Annotated in this window: 24 protein-coding genes and 1 pseudogene; 8 read left to right on the forward strand and 17 right to left on the reverse strand. The window is 61.3% G+C overall.

What is annotated here, in order from left to right; genetic code table 11:
- Positions 1–14: 14 nt before the first annotated feature.
- Positions 15–1343, reverse strand: coding sequence for an alginate export family protein (locus tag MKS85_RS12425; protein WP_310662948.1), 1329 nt, complete (start codon positions 1341–1343; stop codon positions 15–17).
- Positions 1344–1635: 292 nt separating this feature from the next.
- Here MKS85_RS12425 and MKS85_RS12430 point away from each other — a divergent pair, with 292 nt between their 5' ends.
- The 3 genes from MKS85_RS12430 to feaR all read left to right on the forward strand — a co-directional run bounded on the left by MKS85_RS12430 (position 1636) and on the right by feaR (position 4786).
- Positions 1636–3135: an APC family permease gene (locus MKS85_RS12430; protein ID WP_310662928.1), complete on the forward strand. Its 1500-nt coding sequence runs from the start codon at positions 1636–1638 to the stop codon at positions 3133–3135.
- The gene (locus MKS85_RS12435) at positions 3080–3700 is read left to right on the forward strand and encodes a DUF3156 family protein (protein WP_310662929.1); all 621 of its coding nucleotides are present in this window, start codon (positions 3080–3082) and stop codon (positions 3698–3700) included. Before MKS85_RS12430 ends, MKS85_RS12435 begins: the two co-directional genes overlap by 56 nt.
- A 123-nt stretch (positions 3701–3823) precedes the next feature.
- Entirely contained in the window at positions 3824–4786 is a 963-nt protein-coding gene (feaR, locus tag MKS85_RS12440; RefSeq protein ID WP_310662930.1) for a transcriptional regulator FeaR, read from the forward strand.
- A 160-nt stretch (positions 4787–4946) separates the two neighbouring features.
- On the opposite strand, the gene MKS85_RS12445 is transcribed toward feaR, so the two are convergent.
- The 6 genes from MKS85_RS12445 to MKS85_RS12470 form a co-directional block, all read right to left on the reverse strand.
- Positions 4947–5714, reverse strand: coding sequence for an SDR family oxidoreductase (locus MKS85_RS12445; protein WP_310662931.1), 768 nt, complete (start codon positions 5712–5714; stop codon positions 4947–4949).
- The gene (locus tag MKS85_RS12450) at positions 5707–6507 is read right to left on the reverse strand and encodes an SDR family oxidoreductase (protein WP_310662932.1); all 801 of its coding nucleotides are present in this window, start codon (positions 6505–6507) and stop codon (positions 5707–5709) included. Before MKS85_RS12450 ends, MKS85_RS12445 begins: the two co-directional genes overlap by 8 nt.
- Positions 6500–7321, reverse strand: coding sequence for a molybdenum cofactor biosynthesis F family protein (locus MKS85_RS12455; protein WP_107321710.1), 822 nt, complete (start codon positions 7319–7321; stop codon positions 6500–6502). Before MKS85_RS12455 ends, MKS85_RS12450 begins: the two co-directional genes overlap by 8 nt.
- A 97-nt stretch (positions 7322–7418) precedes the next feature.
- Complete coding sequence (locus MKS85_RS12460) at positions 7419–8078, reverse strand: helix-turn-helix transcriptional regulator (protein WP_310662933.1); 660 nt, start codon at positions 8076–8078, stop codon at positions 7419–7421.
- Between the two features lie 52 nt (positions 8079–8130).
- A complete protein-coding gene (locus tag MKS85_RS12465; RefSeq protein ID WP_047229912.1) occupies positions 8131–8496 on the reverse strand; it encodes a cupin domain-containing protein in 366 nt (121 codons plus the stop codon).
- Positions 8497–8604: 108 nt separating this feature from the next.
- Complete coding sequence (locus MKS85_RS12470) at positions 8605–9903, reverse strand: FAD-binding oxidoreductase (RefSeq protein WP_047229911.1); 1299 nt, start codon at positions 9901–9903, stop codon at positions 8605–8607.
- Between the two features lie 313 nt (positions 9904–10216).
- Between MKS85_RS12470 and MKS85_RS12475 the strand changes: the two genes are divergently transcribed.
- The 3 genes from MKS85_RS12475 (at position 10217) to hpaR (MKS85_RS12485) (ending at position 12955) form a co-directional block, all read left to right on the forward strand.
- The gene (locus MKS85_RS12475) at positions 10217–11386 is read left to right on the forward strand and encodes a p-hydroxyphenylacetate 3-hydroxylase oxygenase component (protein WP_310662934.1); all 1170 of its coding nucleotides are present in this window, start codon (positions 10217–10219) and stop codon (positions 11384–11386) included.
- Positions 11387–11457: 71 nt separating this feature from the next.
- Positions 11458–12399 (forward strand): p-hydroxyphenylacetate 3-hydroxylase reductase component, encoded by a 942-nt coding sequence (locus tag MKS85_RS12480; RefSeq protein ID WP_047229909.1) that lies wholly within the window; start codon positions 11458–11460, stop codon positions 12397–12399.
- Positions 12400–12532: 133 nt separating this feature from the next.
- Positions 12533–12955, forward strand: a complete 423-nt coding sequence (gene hpaR / locus MKS85_RS12485) for a homoprotocatechuate degradation operon regulator HpaR (RefSeq protein ID WP_047229908.1) — start codon at positions 12533–12535, stop codon at positions 12953–12955.
- A 140-nt stretch (positions 12956–13095) separates the two neighbouring features.
- Here hpaR (MKS85_RS12485) and hpaI read toward each other — a convergent pair whose 3' ends face one another.
- The 9 genes and pseudogenes from hpaI to MKS85_RS12525 form a co-directional block, all read right to left on the reverse strand.
- Positions 13096–13893: a 4-hydroxy-2-oxoheptanedioate aldolase gene (gene hpaI / locus MKS85_RS12490; protein WP_310662935.1), complete on the reverse strand. Its 798-nt coding sequence runs from the start codon at positions 13891–13893 to the stop codon at positions 13096–13098.
- A gap of 14 nt (positions 13894–13907) precedes the next feature.
- Complete coding sequence (gene hpaH / locus MKS85_RS12495) at positions 13908–14711, reverse strand: 2-oxo-hept-4-ene-1,7-dioate hydratase (protein ID WP_047229906.1); 804 nt, start codon at positions 14709–14711, stop codon at positions 13908–13910.
- Positions 14712–14723: 12 nt separating this feature from the next.
- A complete protein-coding gene (locus tag MKS85_RS12500) occupies positions 14724–16028 on the reverse strand; it encodes an MFS transporter (protein WP_047229905.1) in 1305 nt (434 codons plus the stop codon).
- 50 nt (positions 16029–16078) lie between these two features.
- The gene (locus MKS85_RS12505; RefSeq protein ID WP_047229904.1) at positions 16079–16471 is read right to left on the reverse strand and encodes a 5-carboxymethyl-2-hydroxymuconate Delta-isomerase; all 393 of its coding nucleotides are present in this window, start codon (positions 16469–16471) and stop codon (positions 16079–16081) included.
- A 76-nt stretch (positions 16472–16547) separates the two neighbouring features.
- The gene (hpaD, locus tag MKS85_RS12510) at positions 16548–17405 is read right to left on the reverse strand and encodes a 3,4-dihydroxyphenylacetate 2,3-dioxygenase (protein ID WP_047229903.1); all 858 of its coding nucleotides are present in this window, start codon (positions 17403–17405) and stop codon (positions 16548–16550) included.
- A gap of 202 nt (positions 17406–17607) precedes the next feature.
- Positions 17608–17751 (reverse strand): annotated as a pseudogene (locus MKS85_RS28965) (aldehyde dehydrogenase family protein); the annotation flags it as partial.
- 17 nt (positions 17752–17768) lie between these two features.
- Positions 17769–19229, reverse strand: a complete 1461-nt coding sequence (gene hpaE / locus MKS85_RS12515) for a 5-carboxymethyl-2-hydroxymuconate semialdehyde dehydrogenase (protein ID WP_310662936.1) — start codon at positions 19227–19229, stop codon at positions 17769–17771.
- A 5-nt stretch (positions 19230–19234) separates the two neighbouring features.
- Positions 19235–20005, reverse strand: a complete 771-nt coding sequence (locus MKS85_RS12520) for a fumarylacetoacetate hydrolase family protein (RefSeq protein WP_310662937.1) — start codon at positions 20003–20005, stop codon at positions 19235–19237.
- Positions 20002–20679, reverse strand: a complete 678-nt coding sequence (locus MKS85_RS12525) for a fumarylacetoacetate hydrolase family protein (RefSeq protein ID WP_047229900.1) — start codon at positions 20677–20679, stop codon at positions 20002–20004. The genes MKS85_RS12520 and MKS85_RS12525 overlap by 4 nt, the downstream gene beginning before the upstream one ends.
- Positions 20680–20866: 187 nt before the next feature.
- Here MKS85_RS12525 and hpaA point away from each other — a divergent pair, with 187 nt between their 5' ends.
- Complete coding sequence (hpaA, locus tag MKS85_RS12530) at positions 20867–21772, forward strand: 4-hydroxyphenylacetate catabolism regulatory protein HpaA (protein WP_310662938.1); 906 nt, start codon at positions 20867–20869, stop codon at positions 21770–21772.
- Positions 21773–21895: 123 nt separating this feature from the next.
- Positions 21896–22318: a homoprotocatechuate degradation operon regulator HpaR gene (gene hpaR, locus MKS85_RS12535; RefSeq protein ID WP_003201625.1), complete on the forward strand. Its 423-nt coding sequence runs from the start codon at positions 21896–21898 to the stop codon at positions 22316–22318.
- A gap of 99 nt (positions 22319–22417) precedes the next feature.
- On the opposite strand, the gene MKS85_RS12540 is transcribed toward hpaR (MKS85_RS12535), so the two are convergent.
- Positions 22418–22714 carry a phage infection protein gene (locus tag MKS85_RS12540; RefSeq protein ID WP_310662939.1) on the reverse strand — a complete coding sequence of 99 codons (297 nt, stop codon included), beginning with the start codon at positions 22712–22714 and terminating at the stop codon, positions 22418–22420.
- Between the last annotated feature and the right edge of the window lie 98 nt (positions 22715–22812).

Here is a 22812-nt window from a genome sequence, read left to right on the forward strand (position 1 = left end):
AGCTCCCGGTTGCTTCAGAATGGAACCGCTACCACCAGTTGGCTGTAGACATTGGTGCCGTTGCCACTCACTTGATTGCCGCCGTTGCTCGCGTCCTTTTCCGGCTTGTACAGACCCACCAGTGGCGTGACGATCAGGTGTTCGTTCACGGCCCATTCCACATACAGGTCCAGCTCCCGTCCATCGAGATTCAGCGCGTCGCGGGTGTGCAGGGTCTTGTAGTCGAAGAATAGCGCGCCGATAGTCACTGCCTCTGTTGGCTTGAGCTTGAGCCCCAGGTGCTGGACAGCGGTGTTGCTGTTGAACGGCCCGGAATAGTTGCCGGTGACTTCGCCCTGGAACCAGGTGCCATAGCCGCGACTCGTGCCGTTGAACATCGAGTCCCAGTCCTTGGAGTAGCGGCTGTAGCGATAGGTCAGGTCCGGGGTCCAGGGCAGCTCAGCGAAGGTGTAGCCGACTTCGGTGTACCAGGCTTTCTCCGGGCCCGCGTCCTTGTCCTGCCAGGCATATTCGAAGGCAAAGTGGGCATTGTCGATGCCGGCATTCCCCGCGCCCCGCAGGCTGTAGATGTCCATGCCTTCGCGCTGCTTCTGGAACTCGCTGGCGTAGCGATCATCGACGTCGATGCCATGGATGTAGGTCAGCCCCAGGGTGCCTGGTGCGGCGCTGTATTGCAGGGTACCGGCGGCCATTTCGGTATTGGCCTGGGCGCGGTTGTCGGACTTGATCCACATCAGGCTGCCGTGTACGCCTTCCTGGCCGCCCAGGCGCAGCACGGCGGTCTTGTCGAAGGCATGACGGGCCGCCAGGTAATAGGCGCCGCCGCGGTTGAACTCACCGTCGGCCACGCCTTTGCCCAGGTTCAGACCGTCGTCATTGATGATGAAACCATCGCCGAGGGTAATGACCTGGCGACCGTAGGACAGGTCGACGCCGTCCTTGCCCAGCGCCGGGAACAGATCCCCTGAACGCCAGCCGGCAAACGTTTCATCGAACTTGGTGGTGCGTTCGGATCCGTCGCTCAGGCCCGCGGCATCGCCGTCGCCCCAGGTGCCGGAGCTGACCAGATTGGCCGTCCCGTAGACGCTGCCCATGGCGCCGAGTGTCTGGTCGATACTCAGGCCATACTTGATAAAACCCTCACGCCAACTTGAGCCGCCGCGGGTGCCGTCATAGTTCTTGCGACTATTGAACATCCCGTAGACCGCCAGGAAGTTGCCGGTAACCGTGGTGTCGTCGTCGGCGTAAAGCTCATAGGCCTGGGCCGACGAATCAGCCACCAGCAGGGCGATCCCAAGGCCGATGGCGTTGCGCAGCAAAGGTGTATTGCGGGTGTGCTCCATGGTGTTTTCCCCAGTGTGATAGGACATCAGAGCGCCCATTAAGGGGAGACCGGGGCAGGGAAGTCTTTTACCTGCCTGCCAGATAATTGATCCAGCCCGCCAAGGCGCGAGCGCTGGCAGGCAGCAACAAAACCGGCGGCAGACACGGGCAAGACGCTCGGGCCGAGGGCGGCGCACAGTGATCCTGCACGCGACGCCGTTTCGATCAGGGACTGGCTGGGGAAGGCTTGAGCGCCGGCTCCTGGACGGCAGTGGCATCCATACTAAAAATCCGCTTTCGAGGATCTTCACGATGTCGATCAATGACAGGCTCACCGAGCACTTGAACCGGGGTACGGTGGGCTTTCCCACCGCGTTGGCCAGCACCATTGGCCTGATCATGGCAAGCCCGGTGATTCTCACCGCCACCATGGGCTTCGGTATTGGCGGCAGCGCCTTTGCCGTGGCGATGTTGATCGCCGTGGTCATGATGCTGGCCCAGGCGACCACCTTCGCCGAAGCCGCCTCGATCCTGCCCACCACCGGCTCGGTCTACGACTACATCAACTGTGGCATGGGACGCTTTTTTGCAATCGCCGGTACGCTGTCGGCCTACCTGATTGTCCATGTGTTCGCCGGAACTGCGGAAACGATCCTGGCCGGGGTCATGGCCCTGGTGAATTTCGAGCACCTCAACACCCTGGCCGAATCGGCGGGTGGCTCCTGGCTGTTGGGCGTGGGGTTCGTCGTGGTCTTCGGCGTGCTGAACGCGTTTGGTGTCAGCGCCTTCGGCCGGGCCGAGATCATCCTCACGTTCGGCATGTGGACGACCCTGATGGTGTTCGGCGTATTGGGCTTGATCGCCGCTCCGGCGGTGGAGCTGGAGGGGTGGTTTGGCGCATCCGTGGTGGGCACCGATCTGGTGACGGTGCTGTCGCTGGTGGGCATGGCCATGTTCATGTTTGTCGGTTGCGAGTTCGTCACGCCACTGGCGCCGGACCTGCGGCGCTCGGCCACGACCATGCCGCGGGCCATGATGCTGGGGTTGTTCGGCGTTGCCACATGCATGTTCATTTATGGCGCGGCGATGAAGCGCCAGGTCGAAAACGTACTGCTCGATGCCTCCAGCGGCGTGCACTTGCTGGACACGCCCATGGCGATTCCGCGATTCGCCGAGCAGGTCATGGGCGATATCGGCCCGATGTGGCTGGGGATCGGCTTCCTGTTTGCCGGAGCGGCGACCATCAACACCCTGATGGCCGGTGTGCCGCGGATTCTGTATGGCATGGCGGTGGATGGTGCGCTGCCGCGGTTTTTCACCTATCTGCACCCGCGTTTCAAGACCCCCGTGCTGTGCATCCTTGTGGCGATGCTGATTCCCTGTCTGCACGCGTTGTGGCTCGGCGGCAATACCGACAACATCATGCATCTGGTGCTGGCTGCAGTGTGTGCCTGGAGTTTTGCCTACCTGTTGGTGACCGTGTCGGTGATCAGCCTGCGGATCCGTCGTCCGGATCTGCCACGGGCCTATCGCTCACCGTTTTTCCCGCTGCCTCAGATCCTGTCCAGTGTCGGCATCGTCATCGGCATGTGGTTCATCACTCCACCAGGCATGAATCCGGCAGACATTTACGTTCCATTCGCGGTGATGCTCGGTGGCACTGCGGCCTACGCCTTGTTCTGGACCCTGGTGGTGCAGAAGGTCAATCCATTCAAGCCCGCGTCGGTGGAAGACGTGCTGGCCAAGGAGTTTTCCCATGAGCCAGGGCAACCTGTCAGCGAGTTTGACGAACGTGCTGCGAAGACTGTCTGAGCTGTTCAGTGCCCACCGCGCCCCGGTCGGTTATCGTCCCGGGGTGACGCTGGAACACTTGCGGCGCAACCTCGGGCTGGCGCGATTCGAGATGTCCGGCCCGGTGATGGCGATGGCCGTCACCGATGATGGTTGCTTGCAGGTGGAGATCGTCGAGCGCACCGAGTCGCAGTTGTTGATGCACCTGGTGATGACCGAGTTCGTGCTGCGCGTGCCTGCGTCGAGAGAGGGCACGGCACGCGTGGAACTGCACCATGGCGGGGCCGTGCGTCGCCAGGGTATTCGTTGTCGGCTCAAGGACGGGGACAATCAGCTGTCGGCTCGTTTGAAGACGGCGATAGAGGGCGATCCGGCGCTGTACCAAGCCCTCATGCCGCTGGACTTCAAACGCCTGCGCATCGATCTGCAAGACCACCAGTGGTGCGTGCGGCTGGAGCACATGGGCGGCAGTGAGGTGGTGAATCGGATGCCGGCCTTTCGGCGCTACATTGCTTTGAGCCGCGAGCAACGGATTGCCTTGTGGGCGGTCTTGAGCGGCTTGCAAAGGGTGCTGGGAACACTCTGATTTGTGGGCTTTGCCCTGGCATCAATTGTGCTACTGCTCTGGCGATCAGGTACTTGTTGCGTGCATATAGATAACATGTTAACTATTGCCGTACAAAAACAATAAGCCACTGCGGAGAGCGCCATGAGCATGCATCAGGTTGGGCAAGACGGGCTGGAGACCTGGAACCGGGATCTGCGCGCGACTTGCGGCCATTTCGAGACGGAACTGGCCTTTAATCGCGCGCTGTTTATCGGTGAGGTGTCGAATTTCTTCCGTGGCGGTCTTCCCCTCGCCAACTTGCGTACCAACGCTGGCTGTATCAAGCGTCACTCGCCAAATCCCGACCACGATGACGACCAGGATTGCTTCCTGGTCAGTCAGCGCAGTGGATATTCACGCATTACTCAGAACGGCCTGAGCATCCAGCTGGCGCCCGGCGAACTGCTATTGATGGATTCGGTGGGCTCGCTCGAGATCAGCCCGTTCGGCCTGATTGAACACGCGGTGTTGTCTCTGTCCCGCCAGGATGTGTCCAGGAAACTGGGCGGGGAAACCCGGACCTTCGGCAAGATCTCCTCGCGCAAGGCTTGTGGGCGCATGTTGCACGTCTTGATGGATCAGCTGTGCAAGGACACTCCCGACGGTGAGGGCGCCACAGGAGAAGGCGAAGCTTTGCAGAATGCGTTTGTTTCGCTGCTCGGTTCGGCCCTGGAGCAGGGCACCGGATCGGAGGATGACGGCGTTGCGTTTCAAGGCAGTCACTTGCGCAGTTATGTGCAGAAAGTCATCGACGAGTCCCTGACCCAGCCCGGCTTGAGCCCGGTGGGCCTGGCCAACCGTCTGAACATTTCGGTGCGACATCTGTACCGTTTATTCGAAGAACAGGATGACAGCGTCTGCCGCTACATCCAGCGGGCCCGGCTCAAGCGCAGCGCCGATGACCTGACCAATCCGTTCCTGCGGGACGAATCCATCACTTCGATCGCCTACAAATGGGGCTTCACCGATTCGGCCCATTTCAGCCGTTCGTTCAAGAAACAGTTCGAGCTATCGCCCAAGGAATTTCGTGCCAGCCATCTGCAACAGGTACAGGGGGTGGTTTGAGTGGTGGGCGCATTCAGGGTCGGCTCAAGCTGACCCACGGCTATCGCGAGCAGGCTCGCTCCCACAGTGGATGGGGGGAGGATGGGGCTGTGGGAGCAGGGCTGCCGGTGATGACGGCTGCGTCGACATCATCGCCAGCCGACGCACCGCTCCCACACGCTCAAACTTCGGGCAAGGTCGAGCCGCCGTCCACCACCAGGGTTTGTCCGGTCACATACGCGGCCAGGTCCGATGCCAGAAAGAGCATGGCGCCGGCGATGTCGGACGGGGTGCCCAGGCGTCCCAGCGGTACCCGACGGGCGATGTCTTGATTGACCGCATCATCCCCCAGGTTCGCCATGGCCGGTGTCGCGATCATCCCGGGTTCGACGCCGTTGACCCGGATATGCTCACTCGCCAGTTCCAGTGCCGCATTGCGGATGAACCCGTTGACTCCGGCCTTGGACGCCGCATAGTGACTGAGCCCTGGATAAGCCACCCGCGGGCCGGTGACCGAGGAGGTCACCAGCACGCAGCCCCGGCCCTGCCGACGGAACATCGGCAATGCTCCCTGAGTCAGCCAGAACAGCGCCGAAAGGTTGACTGCCAGCGTGCGCTCAAGCATCGGCGGTGTGATCCCGGCAAAGGGTGTCAGGGGAAAGTACCCGGCGTTGTGCACCAGAACATCCAGCCTCCCCAGACGCTGCTCCAGATCAGCTATCAGCGTACTGATCGCCGTTGCATCGGCCAGGTCCACGCCCACGGCCTGTACCTGACAACCTGCAGCGGTCAACTCGCTCGCCACCACCTCGGCCTGTGCCAGGTCCAGGTCAGCGATCACCACACGGCCCCCACGCCAGGCGAAGGCTTCGACGATGGCCCGGCCTATACCCTGGGCACCGCCTGTGACCAGCACCGTTTTTGCGCTGAAATCCAGATCATCAGGCATCCGTGACCTCCATCCGGCTGAAGGCCAGGGTTGGTACGTCTACGATGCTGGAGCCACCGTCGGCCACCAGTGCCGCGCCAGTGATGATCGATGCTTGATCCGAGGCCAGGAAGCGACACACATGGGCAATCTCCAGCGCGCTGGCGGGCCTGCGCAATGGCACGTCCGCGCAGACCCTGTCGTAGGCCTGCTGCAGCGTTTCGCCGTGAAACTGCATCAAGACCTGCATTTCCTCATCAGCCATCGGCGTGCGCACCCAGCCCGGGCAGACGGCGTTGACCCGCACCCCGCGCGGGCCGTAATCGCGCGCCAGGGAGCGGTTCAGCCCCAGCAGCGCGTGCTTGGCGGTGGTATAGCCGCAAACTTGCGGGCCTGCCGCCAACGACGCGATGGATGCGATCAGCACAATGTTGCCAGCGCTTTCCTGCAGCAGCGGCAGGCACGCCCGGGCGCTGTAGAAGGCGCTGTCGAGATTGCTGCGCATGGCCGCTTCCCAGGTCTGCGGGCTGGTCTGGGTGGCGCTGCCCAGGCCCATGCCGCCAGCGCAGGCCAGCAGCACATCGAGCCGGCCATAACGCTCGCGGATCTGTGCGACGAAGCCGTCCCAGGTCGTCGGGCACGCGGCATCGCCCACCAGCACCAGGCCGCCTATTTCCTCGGCCAGTTGCGCCAGAGGTTCGCGGCGTCGGCCGATCAGCACCAGGTTGGCGCCGTCAGCGGCATACAACCGGGCGCAGGCGGCACCGATGCCAGTGCCCGCGCCCGTGATCACGATGGTGCGCAATTCAGGCATCGGGATATTCCGTCCGGTTGAGAACCTGGCAGTAGGAACTGACGGGGAAATTGGAAAACTCATCGAAAGACGCGCCGGCATAACCGAAAATCTTGCCGTCGCTGCGGTGCTGCTGCATGTCGATCAGCACCAGGCCCAGGGTCGGGATGATCTTTTCCCGCCAGACGAACAGGTACAACTGATCGGCGATCTTGTAGGTGTCACACCGGTCGGTATCGCACAGGCCCTGTTCGACACCCTTGAGGCACTGCCAGGAATAGAACCGGTCGTTGAGATAGATGTGTTCGTAGACTTCGCTGGGGCTGTAGCGATACAGGTTGCGCAGGCCCACCAGTTCGGTGGTCGGTGCATGTGGGCACAGGCCCTGCTGCCAGGGGCGGTCGAGACTGCCGTGAAGGAACTCCACTTTCACGCCCGTCAGTGGCTGGCCGGCCAGCGCGCGGCTGTACAGACCTTCGCGAGTTTGTTCTTGCCCGGGCATGCTGCCTATCACTGCGGTGAACGCCGCGTGAGCGGTATCAAGTACCAGGCTGACCGACCAGGCTTGTGCGCCTTCGTGCTTGACGAAATCCACCAGGTAGAGGCCTGGCCGCACCGACGTGGCCCGATAAGGCGCGGTGCCGCTGGAATGACCATCGGCTGCGTTCCATGACAGGGTTTGCTGTTCGAAGCGGTGTTCGATCTGCCAGCCATTGGCGAAATTCAGCGTGAAGGTCTTACCGTTCAGGTCGGCCAGGTTCGGCAGGATGAACGCTTCAGGGGCAAAGCCGTCGGCCAGGGCGCCGACGGTGATCCAGTCTGTAGGTGTGGTCATTGCAAGACTCCGGTTGGATGAGATAGCCACCCGGATCATGGCGCCTTGCGCGGGGCTGGCCCATCAACCGAATGGTTGAACCGGCACAGGCAATGGCTTAGAGGAACAGGCTGCTGACCAGCTCGGTTCGATTGCTCACGCCGGTCTTGCGAAACAGGTTGATCAGATGCGTCTTGACCGTGGGCAGGCCGACTTCCAGCTCTCGGGCCAACTCTTTGTTACTGGCGCCCTGGCGCAGCAGCAACGCTATCTGGCGTTCCTTGGGGGTCAGGCTACTGAGCAAGTCGTCCTGCGGTGGCAGGTTGGCGACGGCCAGTTGCAGCAACGCTTGCAGCGCTGCGAGCTGCGTCAGTTGCTCGCTGGTGAAGACGCCTTGCTCGGCGGTGCGCAACAAGGAAATAGCCGCTTGAGGCCGACTGCCCCGATGGGCGAAGACTTCCACCACATCCACCACGTCGTAGCGCTGTAAAAAATGGCGGTAGCGATGGCTGTCACGGATTGGCTGGCGGGCCATGGCCAGCCCAAGAGGCACCACGGCCAGGTGGCTGGAAACGTAGTTGCGCGGCTGCAACGGGTCGAACTGGCGATAATTGTCCAGATAGTCGCGATGCATCTCGCCGCTCATGCCATGCAGGCTGAAGTCATGGGCTTGCAACTGTCGGTCGACGCAATAGAAGGCCGCTCGACTGGCGGGAACGAGCTGGGTGAACGCGTGCAGGCAATGGCCGGCGATGTCCTGGGAGGGGATGACGTACATGCTCGCAACCTTCGCCAAGAGGGCTGCCGGTGAATCCGGCAGCCGGGTCCGGTCAGACTACCGCGAAGTAGTGTTTGACAAAACTTTCGCTGACCACTTCCCACAATACCGGCGTACCTTTGGTCACGAACCAGCTGTCGCCGGCCTTGTAGCGGGTGCTCTGGCCGCTGGCTTCATCGGTCAGCACCACTTCGCCAGTGACCACGGTGGCCTGTTCGGCGAACGGATAAACCATTCGGAACTTGCCCTTGGTCGTGCCGAAGTAGGCGCTGCTGACCGCATCGGTGGGGGCGCCGAAGGTCATTTTGCCGAAGGCTTTGACTTCGCCTTCGAGAATCTGCGAACCGAGATCGGCGACGGTGCCCCAGGCGTCCAGGTCGGACAGCTGGATGTCTTTCTTGAGGTTGATAAGGGGCATGGCAGTGACTCCTGATGAGTGAAAAAAACAGCGGGTATGTATGTCTAGTACCGGTCCGTGAAGGCGCTGGGATCTGTGGGAGCGCCTAACTGACTGGCATCATGGCCATCAGCGACGGCCATTCCAGTAACCCGACAGCTGGTGCCAGGACTTGCCGGCGGTCAGCAGCAGTGGACGGATGGCGTCCTTGCCGATGATGGTCGGACGCCTGACGGAGCTGACCAGGTCGTAGCGCGCCGAGCCTTCGCTCATGCCTTCGGCCAGCACCTTGCAGATGATGTGGCTGGGGGTGACGCCAAAGCCTGAATAGCCCTGGACGAAAAACGCATTGCTGCGGCCGGGCAGGGTGCCGATCTGCGGAAACAGGTTCGGGCTGCACGCCATCGGGCCGCCCCAGGCCAGGTCGATCTTCACGTCCTTGAGGTACGGGAAAATCTTCAGCATCAGGCGCCGATTCCAGGCCTTGAGGTCCTGGGGGATGTGTTCTATCAACGGCGTCGCCGCACCGAACAGCAGGCGGTTTTCATTGGTGACGCGGTAGTAGTCGATCACCGGGCGAATATCGCTGTAGGCGCCGCGAATCGGGCTGATGCGCTGGATCAGCTCCTCCGACAATGGCTCGGTCATCATCTGGAAGGCATAGGTATTGATGGTCGAGCGATGCAGCTCCGGCTCCAGTTTGTTGAGGAAGCTGTCGCAGGCCCACAACAGCTTGCTGGCCTTGACCGAGCCACGCCCGGTGCGCACGGTGATGCGCTCGCCGTAGCTGACTTCCAGGGCCGGACTGTTCTCGAAAATCCGCACGCCGTGGCTGACCAGTGCCTTGGCTTCGCCCAGCAACAGGTTCAGCGAATGCACGTGCCCGCCGCCCATGTGCAGCAATGCACTGCTGTAGGCCTTGGACCCGATGATTTGCTGCACGTCGGAACCGCCGAGAAAGCGGATCTCATGCTTGCTGTTGATCGACTTGAAGTCTTTTTCCCAGGCCCGCAGGGTTTTTTCCTGGCGAGCGTTGAAGCCCATGTAGCCGTAGCCATGGCAGAAGTCGGCATCGATGTCGTACTTGGCGATGCGGTCCTTGATGATGTCCGCGCCCAGATCGCTGATCTCGAAGACCTGCCGCAGCCCGTCTTCTCCCACATCCTTCTTGATTTTTTCCAGGTCATGGCCGATGCCGGCCATGATCTGCCCGCCATTGCGCCCGGTGCCGCCGAACCCCAGGTAGCGCGCCTCCAGCACCACGATATTGGTAATGCCTTTTTCAGCGAGTTCCAGCGCGGTATTGATGCCGGAGAAACCGCCGCCAATCACCACGACGTCGGCTTCCACGTCCTGTTCCAGGGTTGGGAAACTGAGGTTGTATTTCTTGGTGGCGGTGTAATAGGTGGGCGTTTCGATATTGATCATGACGCAACCTGACAAAGTGAAAAGAAACGCCGTGACAAGCGCCTTCGCAAGACACTGCACGCGATGGCCCTATTAAGAGCCCTGGTGCTGGCGCCTGTCTTGATCATCCGTGCCGGCGGATTTGATCGAGCGCGCCATGGCAGTGAAGGTCGCACCGTGGAAAGTACAATCTTGGGTCTGGAAGGTGCATTTTTCAGTTGCCCCGGATTACCCATACTGAACGGGCCTTAATCACTGATTTCGCCATTTCTGCACCACCGGGTTGCCGGGTAAAGGCGGGATCGGCAGATGCCAATAATAAAAGAGCCCGTCCATGAAAAAGCCAAATCCATTGCTCGAAGACCTCAAGCCTATCCTGCCGGTCATTGCCGCCAATGCCTTCCAGGCAGAGAAGGACCGTAGCGTTCCTGTCGAAAATATAGCCTTGCTCAAAGGTATCGGCATGCACCGGGCTTTCCAGCCGAAAAAGTACGGCGGCATGGAAATATCGCTACCGCAGTTCGCCGACTGCATCGCGTTGCTGGCCGGCTCCTGCGCCAACACCGCCTGGGCCATGAGCCTGTTGTGCACCCACAGCCATCAATTGGCAATGTTCCCGGCCAAAACCCAGGAAGAAGTCTGGGGTGACGATCCCGATGCGACTGCCAGTAGCAGCATTGCACCTTTCGGCCGCACCGAGGAGGTCGAGGGCGGTGTGATGTTCAGCGGCGAAATGGGCTGGAGCAGCGGCTGTGACCATGCCGAGTGGGCGATCGTGGGATTTCGCCGCAAAAATGCCGAAGGAACCCAGGACTATTGCTTCGCGGTGCTGCCTCGCAGCGATTATGAAATCCGCGATGACTGGTACGCGGTAGGCATGCGCGGCAGTGGCAGCAAGACCTTGATCATCGACAACGCGTTTGTGCCGGAACACCGGATTCAGAAAGCCAAGGACATGATGGAAGGCAAATCCGCCGGGTTTGGCCTGTACCCCGACAGCAAGATTTTCTACTCGCCGTATCGCCCGTATTTCGCCAGCGGTTTCTCCACCGTGAGCCTGGGTGTGGCGGAACGCATGCTGGAGGTTTTTCGCGAGAAAACCCGGACCCGCGTGCGCGCCTACACCGGCGCGGCAGTGGGCGCCGCCACCCCGGCCCTGATGCGCCTGGCCGAGTCCACTCATCAGGTGGCGGCAGCCCGGGCGTTTCTGGAGAAAACCTGGCAAGAGCATGCCGAGCACAGTGAGCGCCACCAATACCCCAGCCGCGAAACCCTGGCGTTCTGGCGGACCAACCAGGGGTACGCCACCAAAATGTGCATTCAGGCAGTGGATCGCCTGATGGAAGCAGCCGGGGGTGGCGCCTGGTTCGAGACCAATGAACTGCAACGACTGTTCCGCGATGCCCATTTGACCGGTGCTCACGCCTACACCGACTACGACGTCTGCGCGCAGATTCTGGGCCGTGAACTGATGGGCCTGGAGCCCGACCCCACCATGGTTTGACCGCCTGCTCGCTGAGCCTGGCTCATATAAAAACAATTGAGGCCGTCGACTGAGGCGGCCGGGAGTCTTGTATGTCTGATGTGTGCGATAGCGCTTTCGACACCCGTGCGTTTCGCCGGGCCCTGGGTAACTTTGCCACTGGCGTGACCGTGGTCACCGCGGCCGCCGAAGATGGTCGCAAGGTCGGTGTGACGGCCAACAGTTTCAACTCGGTGTCCCTGGATCCGCCGCTGATTCTCTGGAGCATCGACAAGCGCTCCAGCAGTCACGGTGTGTTCGAGGCCGCCAGCCATTTTGCGGTGAACGTGCTGGCCGCCGATCAGATCGACCTGTCGAACAACTTCGCTCGGCCCAAGGAGGATCGGTTCGCCGAGATCCAGTTCGAGGCCGGGGAGGGAGGTGCTCCGGTGTTTGTCGATTGCTCGGCGCGTTTTCACTGTGAAAAATTCCAACAGGTCGATGGCGGTGATCACTGGATCATGATCGGTAAAGTCGTGGCGTTTGATGATTACGGCCGCTCACCGTTGCTCTATCACCAGGGCGCCTACTCGATGATCTTGCCCCACACCCGCATGACCAAACGGGAGGAGGGACAGTCCCCCAGCAGTCACTTCCAGGGCCGTTTGAGCCACAACCTGTATTACCTGATGACCCAGGCGCTGCGGGCCTATCAGGCCAGTTACCAGCCGCGCCAGCTGTCCACCGGGCTGCGCACCAGCGAAGCACGGATGTTGATGGTGCTGGAAAACGATGCAGGGCTGAACCTGTGCGACCTGCAACGAGAAGTGGCGATGCCGGCGCGTGAGATCGAAGAGGCCGTGGCTAACCTCAAGCGCAAGGGCCTGGTCACCGATGAGGGCGAGCGAGTGCGTCTGACCGTCAAGGGCGTGGACGAAACCGAAGGACTCTGGGCAATTGCCAAGGAGCAGCAGGACAAGGTATTCGGCCAGTTCAGCGAGCAACAGGTGGAGCATTTCAAGGCCGTGCTCAAAGGCGTCATCAAAGGCGCTTGAGTTGTTACAGGGGTTCAGGCGCGACAATCAGCCTTGTGGCGAGGAGAGAAATCCCTTCGCCCCAAGGTAACTTGGCGCCGAAGCTGTTAAGATTTAGTTAACTCATTAACTAAATTCCCTCGCGAACTCACCTATGCCCAAACCGCGCCAATCCTTGACCCTCACCCTTCTACAGGCCCGTGAAGCGGCCATGGGTTTTTTCCGTCCCTCCCTCAACCAGCACGGTTTGACCGAACAGCAATGGCGAGTCATCCGTATCCTCAGCCAGCACGACGAGCTGGAGATCAATCGCCTGGCTGAACTGGCCTGCATTCTCAAACCGAGCATGACCGGCGTGCTGACGCGCATGGAAGCGGCGGGCATGGTGGAACGGCGCAAGGCCGAACAGGATCAGCGGCGGGTGCTGGTGCGCCTGGCGCCGCAGGGGCAGGCGAGCTTCGATTCGATGAGCCAGAGCATGGAAGAGAATTACCAGCGTTTGCAGGGCAAGTTGGGGGAGCAGAAGTTGCAGACGTTGCTGGAGTTGCTCAATGACCTGAAAGCGATCAGGCGTTGAGATCCCGGGTTGGTTAACGTCTGTGGGAGCAAAGCTTGCTCGCGAAATCGGCACCTCGGTTTCTGAGAGACCGCGGTGCCTTCATCGCGGGCAAGCCTTGCTCCCACAGGCCCCCCTCGCCACAGAGGTTTGTGTTGCTATCAGTACACACCGCTAGCCGCAGGTTTTGGTGCGTCTTTGAACGTCGCCGCAAGGCTTTGCAAACCGCGCATCAGTACGGTCGTATCCACCCCCACCGCGACAAACGCCGCGCCCAGTTCGATGTAACGCCGGGCGAGCTTTTCATCGGCGCTGAGAATCCCGGCCGCTTTGCCGGACTGGCGGATGCGGGCGATGGCGTCCTCGATGGCGGCTTGCACGGTCGGATGCCCGGGATTGCCACGAAAACCCATGGACGCGCTCAGGTCCGCCGGACCTATGAAGACCCCGTCAACACCTTCCACTGCCGCGATGGCATCCAGGTTGGCCAGGCCCTCGCGGCTTTCGATCTGCACCAGCAGGCACATCTGTTCGTCGGCCTTATCGAGGTAACCGGCAATACTGTTCCAGCGTGATGCACGGGCCAGCGCACTGCCGACGCCTCGGACGCCTTGAGGCGGGTAGTGAATGGCGCGCACCAGTTCGCGAGCCTGGCCGGCGCTTTCGACCATCGGCACCAGCAAGGTTTGCACTCCGATGTCGAGCACCTGCTTGATCAATGCGGTGTCGCCGACCACCGGGCGGATCACCGGTTGGCTGGGGTAGGGGGCCACGGCCTGGAGCTGGCCGAGCATCCCGCGCACATCATTGGGCGCGTGTTCGCCGTCGATCAGCAACCAGTCGAAGCCGGCGTTGGCCGCCAGTTCCGCACAGTAGGCGTCGGCCAGGCCCAGCCACAGGCCAATCTGCGCCTCACCGCTGCGCAGCCGTTGCTTGAAGGTATTGATGGGCATGTCCATGAGTCAGTCTCCGATCAGACGAAACGGCAAGCGATGGAACCGAGCATGTCGTAGTCGACATGGAAGGTATCCCCCGGGTTGGCCGCCACGGGACGGGTGAAGGAGCCGCCGAGAATGATTTGCCCCGGTTGCAGCGTGACGTCGTAGGCCGCCAGTTTGTTCGCCAGCCAGGCTACGCCTTTGGCCGGGTGATTGAGCACCGCGGCCGAGACGCCGGATTCCTCGATCACGCCGTTGCGGTAGAGCACCGCAGGCACCTTGCGCAGGTCGATTTCAGTGGGGCGCACCGCGCGCCCGCCCATGACCACGCCGGCGTTGGCGGCATTGTCGGAGATGGTGTCGAAGACTTTGCGGGTGGCCTTGCTTTGTGGGTCGATCTGCTGGATGCGGGCATCAATGATTTCCAGTGCCGGGATCACCCATTCGGTGGCGTCCAGCACGTCGAATACCGTCACGTTCGGGCCTTTCAACGGCTTGCCGAGGATGAACGCCAGTTCCACTTCTACCCGGGGCACGATGAAGCGCTCGAACGGGATGTCGGTGCCCTCGTCGAAGAACATGTCATCGAGCAGGGCACCATAGTCCGGCTCAGTGATGTTCGACGAGACCTGCATGGCCCGGGAGGTCAGGCCGATCTTGTGGCCGACCAGCTTGCGGCCGTCCTTGATCTTTTGCGCAACCCAGGCGCGCTGGATGGCGTAAGCGTCGTCCAGGGTGATATGCGGATGGTCGAGGGAAAACTGCCGCACCTGTTCGCGCGAACGTTCTGCGTGGTCGAGGCGGGCGGCGGCCTGCTGGATGAGGTTTTGATCGAGCATGAAGAGCATCTCTTATTGAGGGTTGACGATGGCGGCCTGGGTGCGAAGCACCAGCAGGCCCCCCACGGCGATGAGCAGCGCCAGCACATAAAGGGCCAGGCTGGCGCTCTGGGTGGTGTCGCGCATCCAGCCGATCAGATAGGGCGCCAGGAATGAGGCAATGCTGCCGAAGGAGCTGATCAGTGCGATGCCGGCGGCCTGGGTGCTGTTGGACAGGAAGGCCGGTGGCAGTTGCCAGAACATCGGCAACGCTGCACTGGCACCCATACCCGCGATGATCAGGCCACCCAGTACCAGGGTTGGGCTGGTGGGTGAGAGACCGGCGATGGCAATGCCTGCCGCCGCCATCAGCAGCGGTACGCAGAGGTGCCAGCGCCGTTCGCGATGGCGGTCTGACGAACGGCCGCAGCCGATCATGAAAAAGCAGCCGGCCAGATACGGCACGGCGCTGAGCAATCCAACCTGACCGTCGCTGCCGATTCCGGCGCCGTGAATCAACGTGGGCATCCAGAAAGCCAGGGTGTTCACCGCCAGCATCACGGCGAAATACACCGCCACCAGCAACCAGACCTGCGGGTTGTTGAGAATCGCCGAGAACGAGGTGATGGATTTGCGTTGTTCTTCAACGCTCAGTTGCGCGCGCAATTGCTGTTTGGCTTGCGGTGTCAGCCAGTTGACCGTCTCGAAACTGTCCGGCAGGCACTTGAGCACCACCAGGCCGAGCAGAATCACCGGCAGCCCTTCGATGACGAACATCCACTGCCAGCCGCGCAGGCCACCGAAGTCATGGAAGTGTTCAAGGATGCCGCCCGACAACGGCCCGCCAATCACGCCGGCCATCGGCACGGCAATGGCAAACAGCGCGGTCACCTGGGCGCGGCGCCGTGCCGGGTACCAACGGTTGAGAAAGACCAGAATGCCCGGGAAGAACCCGGCTTCGGCCACCCCCAGCAGAAAGCGCAACACGTAGAACCCGGCGGCGCTTTCGATCAGGAACATGCCGGTGGACAAAGCCCCCCAGACCACCATCAGCGTGGCGATCCAGCGGCGCGGGCCGACCCGGTCCAGGGCGATGTTGCTCGGCACGCCGAACAGCGCGTAGGCGATGAAGAACAGGCCCGCGCCGAAGCCGTAGACCGTGTCGCTGAACTGCAGGTCGGCGCTCATCTGCATCTTGGCAAAGCCAATGTTGATGCGGTCCAGGTGGGCGAAAAGGTAGCAGACCAACAGCAATGGCATCAGTCGCCAGGTGACGGTGGCATGGGTGCGGTCGTGGGCGATTGTGCCGGCAGTGTCGGCGGTATTGGCTGTGCTCATGATCTTGTACTTTTTGTCAGAGAGGCCGAAGGGCGAACGGGCAGGCGGGTTTAATGGGCCTGGGCGTTGAGGAAGGCGTGAACGTTGTTGGCCTTGAAGTTGAGCTGTTCGTGCAGCTCGATCATCTCGAACGACAGCGCCAGCAAGCGCTGGGCCTGGAGTTCGGCGAAGTGCGCGGTGATCACTTCAAAGAGCTTTTGCGCCACTTTCTGGCGGGTAGCCAGGTCACGGCCATGGCCGACCTTCAAGGTCATGTGGACGAAGGCATAGTCGTGCTTGCCGTCGGCCATGCGCCAGGTATCCAGGCGCACACCACGGCTGCGGATACCACCCAGGGGAAACACGCCGCTGTCACCCAGCAGGGTGTGGACCTTTTCAAACAGGCCGGGCAGATCGGCCTGTTGTTCGATGTTGTCAGTGTATTCGGCGATGAAGTGGGGCATGGCGACCTCCTGCGTCGGCAGCTGTGAGTGGCAAGCTTCAAGCGGCAAGTCGAGGGTGGTCGGCTGCCGCTGTGGCTCAAACTGGAAAAATGGCGTTGATCTGGCCCGTACCGGAACTGCCGAAAGGTTCGGTGATGATTTCGGCGGGTTTGGCATAGTCCGGCCCACCGAGCAGCCCCAGAAGCATGGCGGTGTCATGCATCTTGCCCTCACCGAAACAGTGCTCGGCGTAATCGGGCAGCATGGCGCAGAACTCTTTCCAGCGACCCTGGCGCCACAGCTCCACGACATGCAGGTCGACCTGTTTGTCGAACTCGCGCGTCCAGTTGTGGATGTTGGCTTCGGCATTGCGATCATCGGAAAAGCGGTGCGACAGCGAGCCGGAAGCCAGCACCAGCACCTTGCGATCACTTTTTTCGATGGCCCGGCGCACGGCGGCACCGAAGGTGAAGCTGTCTTGCAGACGGTGCCAGGCGCACCAGGCGGCAACCGACACCACGTCGAATTTCTGGTCTTGCGGAACATCCATGTGCATGTAGCGCATGGGCACCAGCGTGCCGTATTCCAGCTCCAGGCTCGGGATGTTGTGGGCCAGGGTGCGCACGTCGGCGGCATTGGCCTCGGCGGCGATCAATTCGCCCAGTTCCGGAGCGCCGGAGTATTCGTACTCCATGTTCTTGATGAAGTGCGGCAACTCGTTGCTGGTGTAGATGCCTTTGAAGTGCGCGCCACTGTTGACGTGGTAGGCGCTGTTGACCAGCCAGTGCACGTCAAACACCACGGCGGTGTCGGCGCCCAGTTCACGGGCGCGGCGACCGATTTCCTTATGGCCGGCAATGGCCGCTGCGCGGCAGCCGTGGTGTTTGCCCGGCAGCTCCGACAGGTACATCGAGGGAACGTGGCAGATTTTCGCAGCCAGGACGACTTCGCCCATGATGATTCTCCTGAAAAATTGTTCTTGTTGAATTTCGGGACAGCGGGTGAATCAAGTCTTGATGCTTTGGGTGGATCGCTGCACTTGTGGCGAGGGAGCTTGCTCCCGCTCGATTGCGCAGCAATCGCCAGGAAAAGCCGGGGCCGCTTCGCAGCCCAGCGGGAGCAAGCTCCCTCGCCACAGGGGTATCACTCGGCCTGGGTCATGCCCCCCAGCGCGGAATGTGATGCCCGCCCATGGAGATGCAGACGTTCTTGATCTCGGCGAAGACTTCAAAGCTGTACTGTCCACCTTCGCGGCCGGTTCCGGAACCCTTCACGCCGCCGAAAGGCTGGCGCAGGTCGCGCANTCACTCGGCCTGGGTCATGCCCCCCAGCGCGGAATGTGATGCCCGCCCATGGAGATGCAGACGTTCTTGATCTCGGCGAAGACTTCAAAGCTGTACTGTCCACCTTCGCGGCCGGTTCCGGAACCCTTCACGCCGCCGAAAGGCTGGCGCAGGTCGCGCACGTTCTGGCTGTTGATGAACACCATGCCGGCCTCGATGCCATGGGCCAGGCGATGGGCCTTGCCGATGTCCTGGGTCCAGATGTACGACGCCAGCCCATATTCAGTTTCGTTGGCCAGTTGCAAGGCTTGTGCTTCGTCCTTGAACGGGATCAGGCACACCACCGGGCCGAAGATTTCTTCCTGGGCGATGCGCATGTTGTTGTCCACGTCGGCGAACACTGTCGGCTGGATGAACTGGCCGCGACTCAAGTGCGCCGGCAGGTTGGCCGGGCGCTCCAGACCGCCGGCCAGGAGCGTGGCGCCTTCTTCGAGGCCGATCTTGATGTAGCCGGTGACCTTGTCGTAGTGGGCCTGGGTGATCATCGAGCCGACCTGGGTTTTCGGGTCTTGCGGATCACCGACAATCAGGCGTTTGGCCCGGGCGGCGAACTCGGCCACGAACTGTGGGTAGACGCTTTCCTGGATGAAGATCCGGCTGCCAGCGGTGCAACGTTCGCCATTGAGCGAGAAGATGGTGAACAGCGCTGCGTCGAGGGCCCGTTCAAGGTCGGCGTCTTCGAAAATCAGTACCGGCGACTTGCCGCCCAGTTCCATCGAATACTTTTTCAGCCCGGCGGTCTGCATGATCTTCTTGCCGGTGGCGGTGCCGCCTGTGAAGGAAATCGCCCGCACATCCGGATGCCGCACCAATGCGTCGCCGGCCGTGGCACCGTAACCCTGGATCACGTTCAACACGCCGTTGGGAATGCCGGCTTCCACCGCCAGGCGCCCCAGCTCGTTCGCGGTCAGCGGCGACAGCTCGGACATTTTCAGCACGGCGGTGTTGCCCAGCGCCAGGCACGGCGCGGTCTTCCAGGTTGCGGTCATGAACGGCACGTTCCAGGGCGAGACCAATGCACAGACACCCACCGGTTGGTACAGGGTGTAGTTAAGCATCTGGTCGTCGACCGGATAGGTGTGGCCGTCCATCCGCGTGCAGACTTCGGCGAAAAAGTCGAAGTTGTGGGAGGCGCGCGGGATCAGCACGTTCTTGGTCTGATGAATCGGCAAGCCAGTGTCGAGGGTTTCCAGTTCGGCCAGTTTCGGCACGTTCTGCTCGATCAGTTCACCGAGCTTGCGCATCAGTCGGGCGCGCTCCTTGGCCGGCGTGTTGGCCCACTTCGGGAAAGCGTCCTTGGCCGCAGCCACGGCCTGGGCAACTTCTTCGGCGCCGCCGCTGGCAACTTCGCCAATGGCTTCACCGGTGGCCGGGTTGTAGTTGACGAACACATCTTTGCTTTCGACCTCACGGCCGTTGATCCAGTGCTTGATCATGCTGCTCACGCCTCTTTACGGGATGCGAAGAACTCGGCTTCGCTGACAATTCGATTGACCAGACGGCCGACGCCTTCCACTTCCACCACTACTTCATCACCGGGCACTACGTCCGCCAGGCCTTCGGGCGTGCCGGTGGCGATCATGTCGCCGGGTTGCAGAGTCATGAAGCTGGACAGGTATTCGATCAGGTAGGGGATGTCGAAAATCATGTCGCGGGTCGAGCCTTCCTGGCGCAGTTCGCCGTTGATCCAGGTACGCAACTTCAGGTTGCCGGGGTCCGGTACATCGGCCACTTCGACCATCCACGGGCCGACAGGTGTGGTGGCATCACGGTTTTTCACCCGCAGGTTGGGGCGGTAGTAGTTTTCCAGGTAGTCGCGGATCGCATAGTCGTTGCACACGGTGTAACCGGCCAGGTAACCCAGCGCGTCCTCGCGCTTGACGTTGCGCGCGGCTTTGCCGATGACCGCCACCAGCTCGCACTCGTAGTGCATGTAGGCGACGTTGTCGGGGCGCCAGGTGATCTGGTTGTGGCCGGTGTAGGTGCCCGGGGATTTGATGAACGCCAACGGTTCGGTTGGCGGCTTGAACGCCAGTTCGGCGGCGTGATCGGCGTAGTTCAGGCCCAGGGCGAACATGCTGCCGGTGGCCGGCGGCAACCACTGGACCTGATCCTCGGCCAGCAGCCGACCGTCGGCCAGGCGAACGGCGTTGTGAGCTTCAACGGTGACCATGTGGACCTGGCCTTCAAAACCAATGCGCGCGTGTTTCATGAACGTGCTCCTGTGTGCTCGGCCACAACGCTATTGACGAGGCGGCCCAGGCCGCTGATCTCCACTTCGACGCGATCGCCAGGCACGACATCAACCCGGCCCTCGGGCGTGCCAGTGATCAGAACGTCGCCGGCATGCAACGTCATGAACTCGCTGATCTCGGCGATCAATTGGGGAATGTTGCGAACGAAATTGGCCGTGTTGTTGTGCTGGCGCACCTCGCCGTTGACGTACAGCCTGATTGTCAGGCTATGGGGGTCGGCAACGTTGGCCGTGGGCACCAGTTCAGGCCCGATGGCACAGAAGCCGTCCCGGCACTTGGCCTTGACGGCGGGGCGGTAATAGCTGTCTTCCGGCAGGCTGAATTCATTGACCACGGTATAGCCGGCGACGTAGTCCAGTGCTTCGGCGGCGCTGACACGACTGGCCGACTTGCCCATCACCACGCCAAGCGCGGGCCCCGGTTGCAGCCGCTGGCCGTGACCCGGGTGAACCACGTCGGCGTCGTGCCGGTTGCGGGTGTTGGGTGTCTTGATGAACAACACCGGTTTGACCGGCGGCTTCTGGTAAGGCGGTTGCTCGAACTCGGCGAGGCGCTGCTTCAGCAGCCCCTGATAGTTCAGTGCAACCCCAAACAGGGTGCCGGTCGCGACGTCATGCAGGGCACGGCTCATGCTTGTCTCCTGGCAGCGGCAGAGATGAGGGCTCTGCAGATATTGTTAATGTATTAACAGTTATAATTAAGATGTTAACTATCGTCAAGCGTGGCAGAATCACCGGACACTGGTTGCCCTCGGGAAATCGGCGCAGGATGAATCCAAGCCGCTGCCTGAATCAGAATAAAAAAACGAGAAATGCGTGATGACTGACCGTCAGCCAATCCCCAACATCAACATTGGCCAGGTGTACGACCAGCGTTACAGCGATGCCGAGGTTCACTACGATCGGCTTGCCAACCTGGCGGGTTTCTTCGGTCGCAATATGCCGGTGCATCGGCATGACCGTTTCTTTCAGGTTCACTACGTGAAAAGCGGCGCCGTACGGGTGTATCTGGACGACCAGCAATACGTCGAATCCGGGCCTATGTTTTTCCTTACGCCACCCACCATTCCCCATTCTTTTGTGACCGAAGCCGACAGTGACGGGCATGTGTTGACCGTTCGTCAGCAATTGGTGTGGCAGTTGATCGACGCTGATCCGAGCCTGGCGCCGGCGGGTGTGCAAATGCCGGCGGCCTGCGTTGCGTTGGCGCAGTTGGGGCCGGAACAGGCGGGGGAGGTGCGGCGACTGGAGTACCTGTTCGAGGTGCTGAGCGAGGAGGTCTGTGCCGAGCGGCCGGGGCGCAGCGCGGCGCTGGACGGTTTGACGCGGCTGATCATGATCAGTCTGCTGCGCCTGTGTTCCAATTCTCTGCAGGCACGACCGGCCCGGCATGAGGACCTGAAGATTTTCCACCGCTTCAATGAGCTGATCGAAGCTCACTATCTGCAACATTGGCCGTTGTCGCGCTACGCCGAGGGCATCGGCGTCACCGAGGCGCGGCTCAACGATGTGTGCCGACGGATCGCCGACCTGCCTTCCAAGCAGCTGATCATGGAACGGCTGATGCAGGAGGCCAAGCGGTTGCTGTTGTTTACCGGCAGTTCAGCCAATGAAATCTGCTACCAGCTCGGGTTCAAGGACCCGGCGTATTTCAGTCGTTTCTTCCAGCGCTACGCCCGGCTCACACCAGGGGAGTATCGCCAGCGGCAATCGGGGTTGCGTTGAGCGTCGTTGCTGGTGGAGCACTCACCACCGGCGTCATGCAGCCGTCCAGTGCGCGGAGTTGTTTCTTGCAGCCGCTTGTCCGCGACACTAAGCTGCCAGCTCGTCCATCCAAACAGTCCGAACATGGCCAACCCCAGACCTTCATTGACACTGACCCTGTTGCAAGCGCGCGAAGCGGCCATGGCTTTTTTCCGCCCGGCGCTGAACCAGCATGATCTTACGGAACAACAATGGCGGGTGATCCGTATCCTGCATCAGCAAGGAGAGCTGGAGAGCCACCAGCTCGCTCATCAGGCCTGCATCCTCAAACCCAGCATGACCGGTGTGCTCAGCCGTCTGGAGCGTGATGGGCTGGTGCGTCGGCAGAAGTCGAGCCAGGATCAGCGTCGGGTTTTCGTAGGGCTGACCGAGCGTGGGCAGCAGTGCTTCGTGTCGATGAGTGAGGGGATGGAAAGCAACTATCGCCGCATCGAAGAACAGTTTGGTGAAGAAAAGATGCAGCAACTGTTGGCGCTGCTCAACGAGCTGAAGAACATCAAGCCGTGAGCCAGGCAAACATTCGGGGTGAGAGGGCAAGCTCCCTCACCCCGAATAATCCATTGCGCTGAGACTTCGATCCAAACTCGGCACGGCTATCGGCAACGCTTAAGCGTTGCGTTCGCGCAGTTCCTGAAGACGATCAGCGCCACCTTCAGCCACGCGGTTTTGAAGCAGACGATCGGAGCCACCTTCAGCCACGCGGTTCTGAAGCAGATGATCGGAGCCACCCTCGGCTACGCGGTTCTGGCTCAGACGATCGGAGCCGCCTTCAACCACCAACTGTGCAGCCTGACCCTTCGCCGCTGCACTCATGGCCGTGGCCGAAGCGATGTTCGACAGGCCGAGCCCGCCCATCAGTGTCAGAGCGATTGCCAGGGACGAAACTTTCGAGAAAGTGAACATGGTGATTCTCCTTGCGCTTGATTGAGTGGGCCGGTGGCAACGGGTGTGCTGCTGTCCGGTGATCACAGTTAAACGCGAAGGTGTATCGACGTTGTGTG

The sequence above is a fragment of the Pseudomonas sp. JL2 genome (assembly GCF_031570495.1).
GTDB classification, from domain to species: domain Bacteria; phylum Pseudomonadota; class Gammaproteobacteria; order Pseudomonadales; family Pseudomonadaceae; genus Aquipseudomonas; species Aquipseudomonas rhizophila.

Excerpts from the sequence above, each read along its gene's own strand:
- MKS85_RS12425 (WP_310662948.1), bottom strand. The coding sequence starts at position 1,343 with ATGGAGCACACCCGCAATACACCTTTGCTGCGCAACGCCATCGGCCTT.
- MKS85_RS12430 (WP_310662928.1), top strand. The coding sequence starts at position 1,636 with ATGTCGATCAATGACAGGCTCACCGAGCACTTGAACCGGGGTACGGTG.
- MKS85_RS12435 (WP_310662929.1), top strand. The coding sequence starts at position 3,080 with ATGAGCCAGGGCAACCTGTCAGCGAGTTTGACGAACGTGCTGCGAAGA.
- feaR (WP_310662930.1), top strand. The coding sequence starts at position 3,824 with ATGAGCATGCATCAGGTTGGGCAAGACGGGCTGGAGACCTGGAACCGG.
- MKS85_RS12445 (WP_310662931.1), bottom strand. The coding sequence starts at position 5,714 with ATGCCTGATGATCTGGATTTCAGCGCAAAAACGGTGCTGGTCACAGGC.
- MKS85_RS12450 (WP_310662932.1), bottom strand. The coding sequence starts at position 6,507 with ATGCCTGAATTGCGCACCATCGTGATCACGGGCGCGGGCACTGGCATC.
- MKS85_RS12455 (WP_107321710.1), bottom strand. The coding sequence starts at position 7,321 with ATGACCACACCTACAGACTGGATCACCGTCGGCGCCCTGGCCGACGGC.
- MKS85_RS12460 (WP_310662933.1), bottom strand. The coding sequence starts at position 8,078 with ATGTACGTCATCCCCTCCCAGGACATCGCCGGCCATTGCCTGCACGCG.
- MKS85_RS12465 (WP_047229912.1), bottom strand. The coding sequence starts at position 8,496 with ATGCCCCTTATCAACCTCAAGAAAGACATCCAGCTGTCCGACCTGGAC.
- MKS85_RS12470 (WP_047229911.1), bottom strand. The coding sequence starts at position 9,903 with ATGATCAATATCGAAACGCCCACCTATTACACCGCCACCAAGAAATAC.
- MKS85_RS12475 (WP_310662934.1), top strand. The coding sequence starts at position 10,217 with ATGAAAAAGCCAAATCCATTGCTCGAAGACCTCAAGCCTATCCTGCCG.
- MKS85_RS12480 (WP_047229909.1), top strand. The coding sequence starts at position 11,458 with ATGTCTGATGTGTGCGATAGCGCTTTCGACACCCGTGCGTTTCGCCGG.
- hpaR (WP_047229908.1), top strand. The coding sequence starts at position 12,533 with ATGCCCAAACCGCGCCAATCCTTGACCCTCACCCTTCTACAGGCCCGT.
- hpaI (WP_310662935.1), bottom strand. The coding sequence starts at position 13,893 with ATGGACATGCCCATCAATACCTTCAAGCAACGGCTGCGCAGCGGTGAG.
- hpaH (WP_047229906.1), bottom strand. The coding sequence starts at position 14,711 with ATGCTCGATCAAAACCTCATCCAGCAGGCCGCCGCCCGCCTCGACCAC.
- MKS85_RS12500 (WP_047229905.1), bottom strand. The coding sequence starts at position 16,028 with ATGAGCACAGCCAATACCGCCGACACTGCCGGCACAATCGCCCACGAC.
- MKS85_RS12505 (WP_047229904.1), bottom strand. The coding sequence starts at position 16,471 with ATGCCCCACTTCATCGCCGAATACACTGACAACATCGAACAACAGGCC.
- hpaD (WP_047229903.1), bottom strand. The coding sequence starts at position 17,405 with ATGGGCGAAGTCGTCCTGGCTGCGAAAATCTGCCACGTTCCCTCGATG.
- hpaE (WP_310662936.1), bottom strand. The coding sequence starts at position 19,229 with ATGATCAAGCACTGGATCAACGGCCGTGAGGTCGAAAGCAAAGATGTG.
- MKS85_RS12520 (WP_310662937.1), bottom strand. The coding sequence starts at position 20,005 with ATGAAACACGCGCGCATTGGTTTTGAAGGCCAGGTCCACATGGTCACC.
- MKS85_RS12525 (WP_047229900.1), bottom strand. The coding sequence starts at position 20,679 with ATGAGCCGTGCCCTGCATGACGTCGCGACCGGCACCCTGTTTGGGGTT.
- hpaA (WP_310662938.1), top strand. The coding sequence starts at position 20,867 with ATGACTGACCGTCAGCCAATCCCCAACATCAACATTGGCCAGGTGTAC.
- hpaR (WP_003201625.1), top strand. The coding sequence starts at position 21,896 with ATGGCCAACCCCAGACCTTCATTGACACTGACCCTGTTGCAAGCGCGC.
- MKS85_RS12540 (WP_310662939.1), bottom strand. The coding sequence starts at position 22,714 with ATGTTCACTTTCTCGAAAGTTTCGTCCCTGGCAATCGCTCTGACACTG.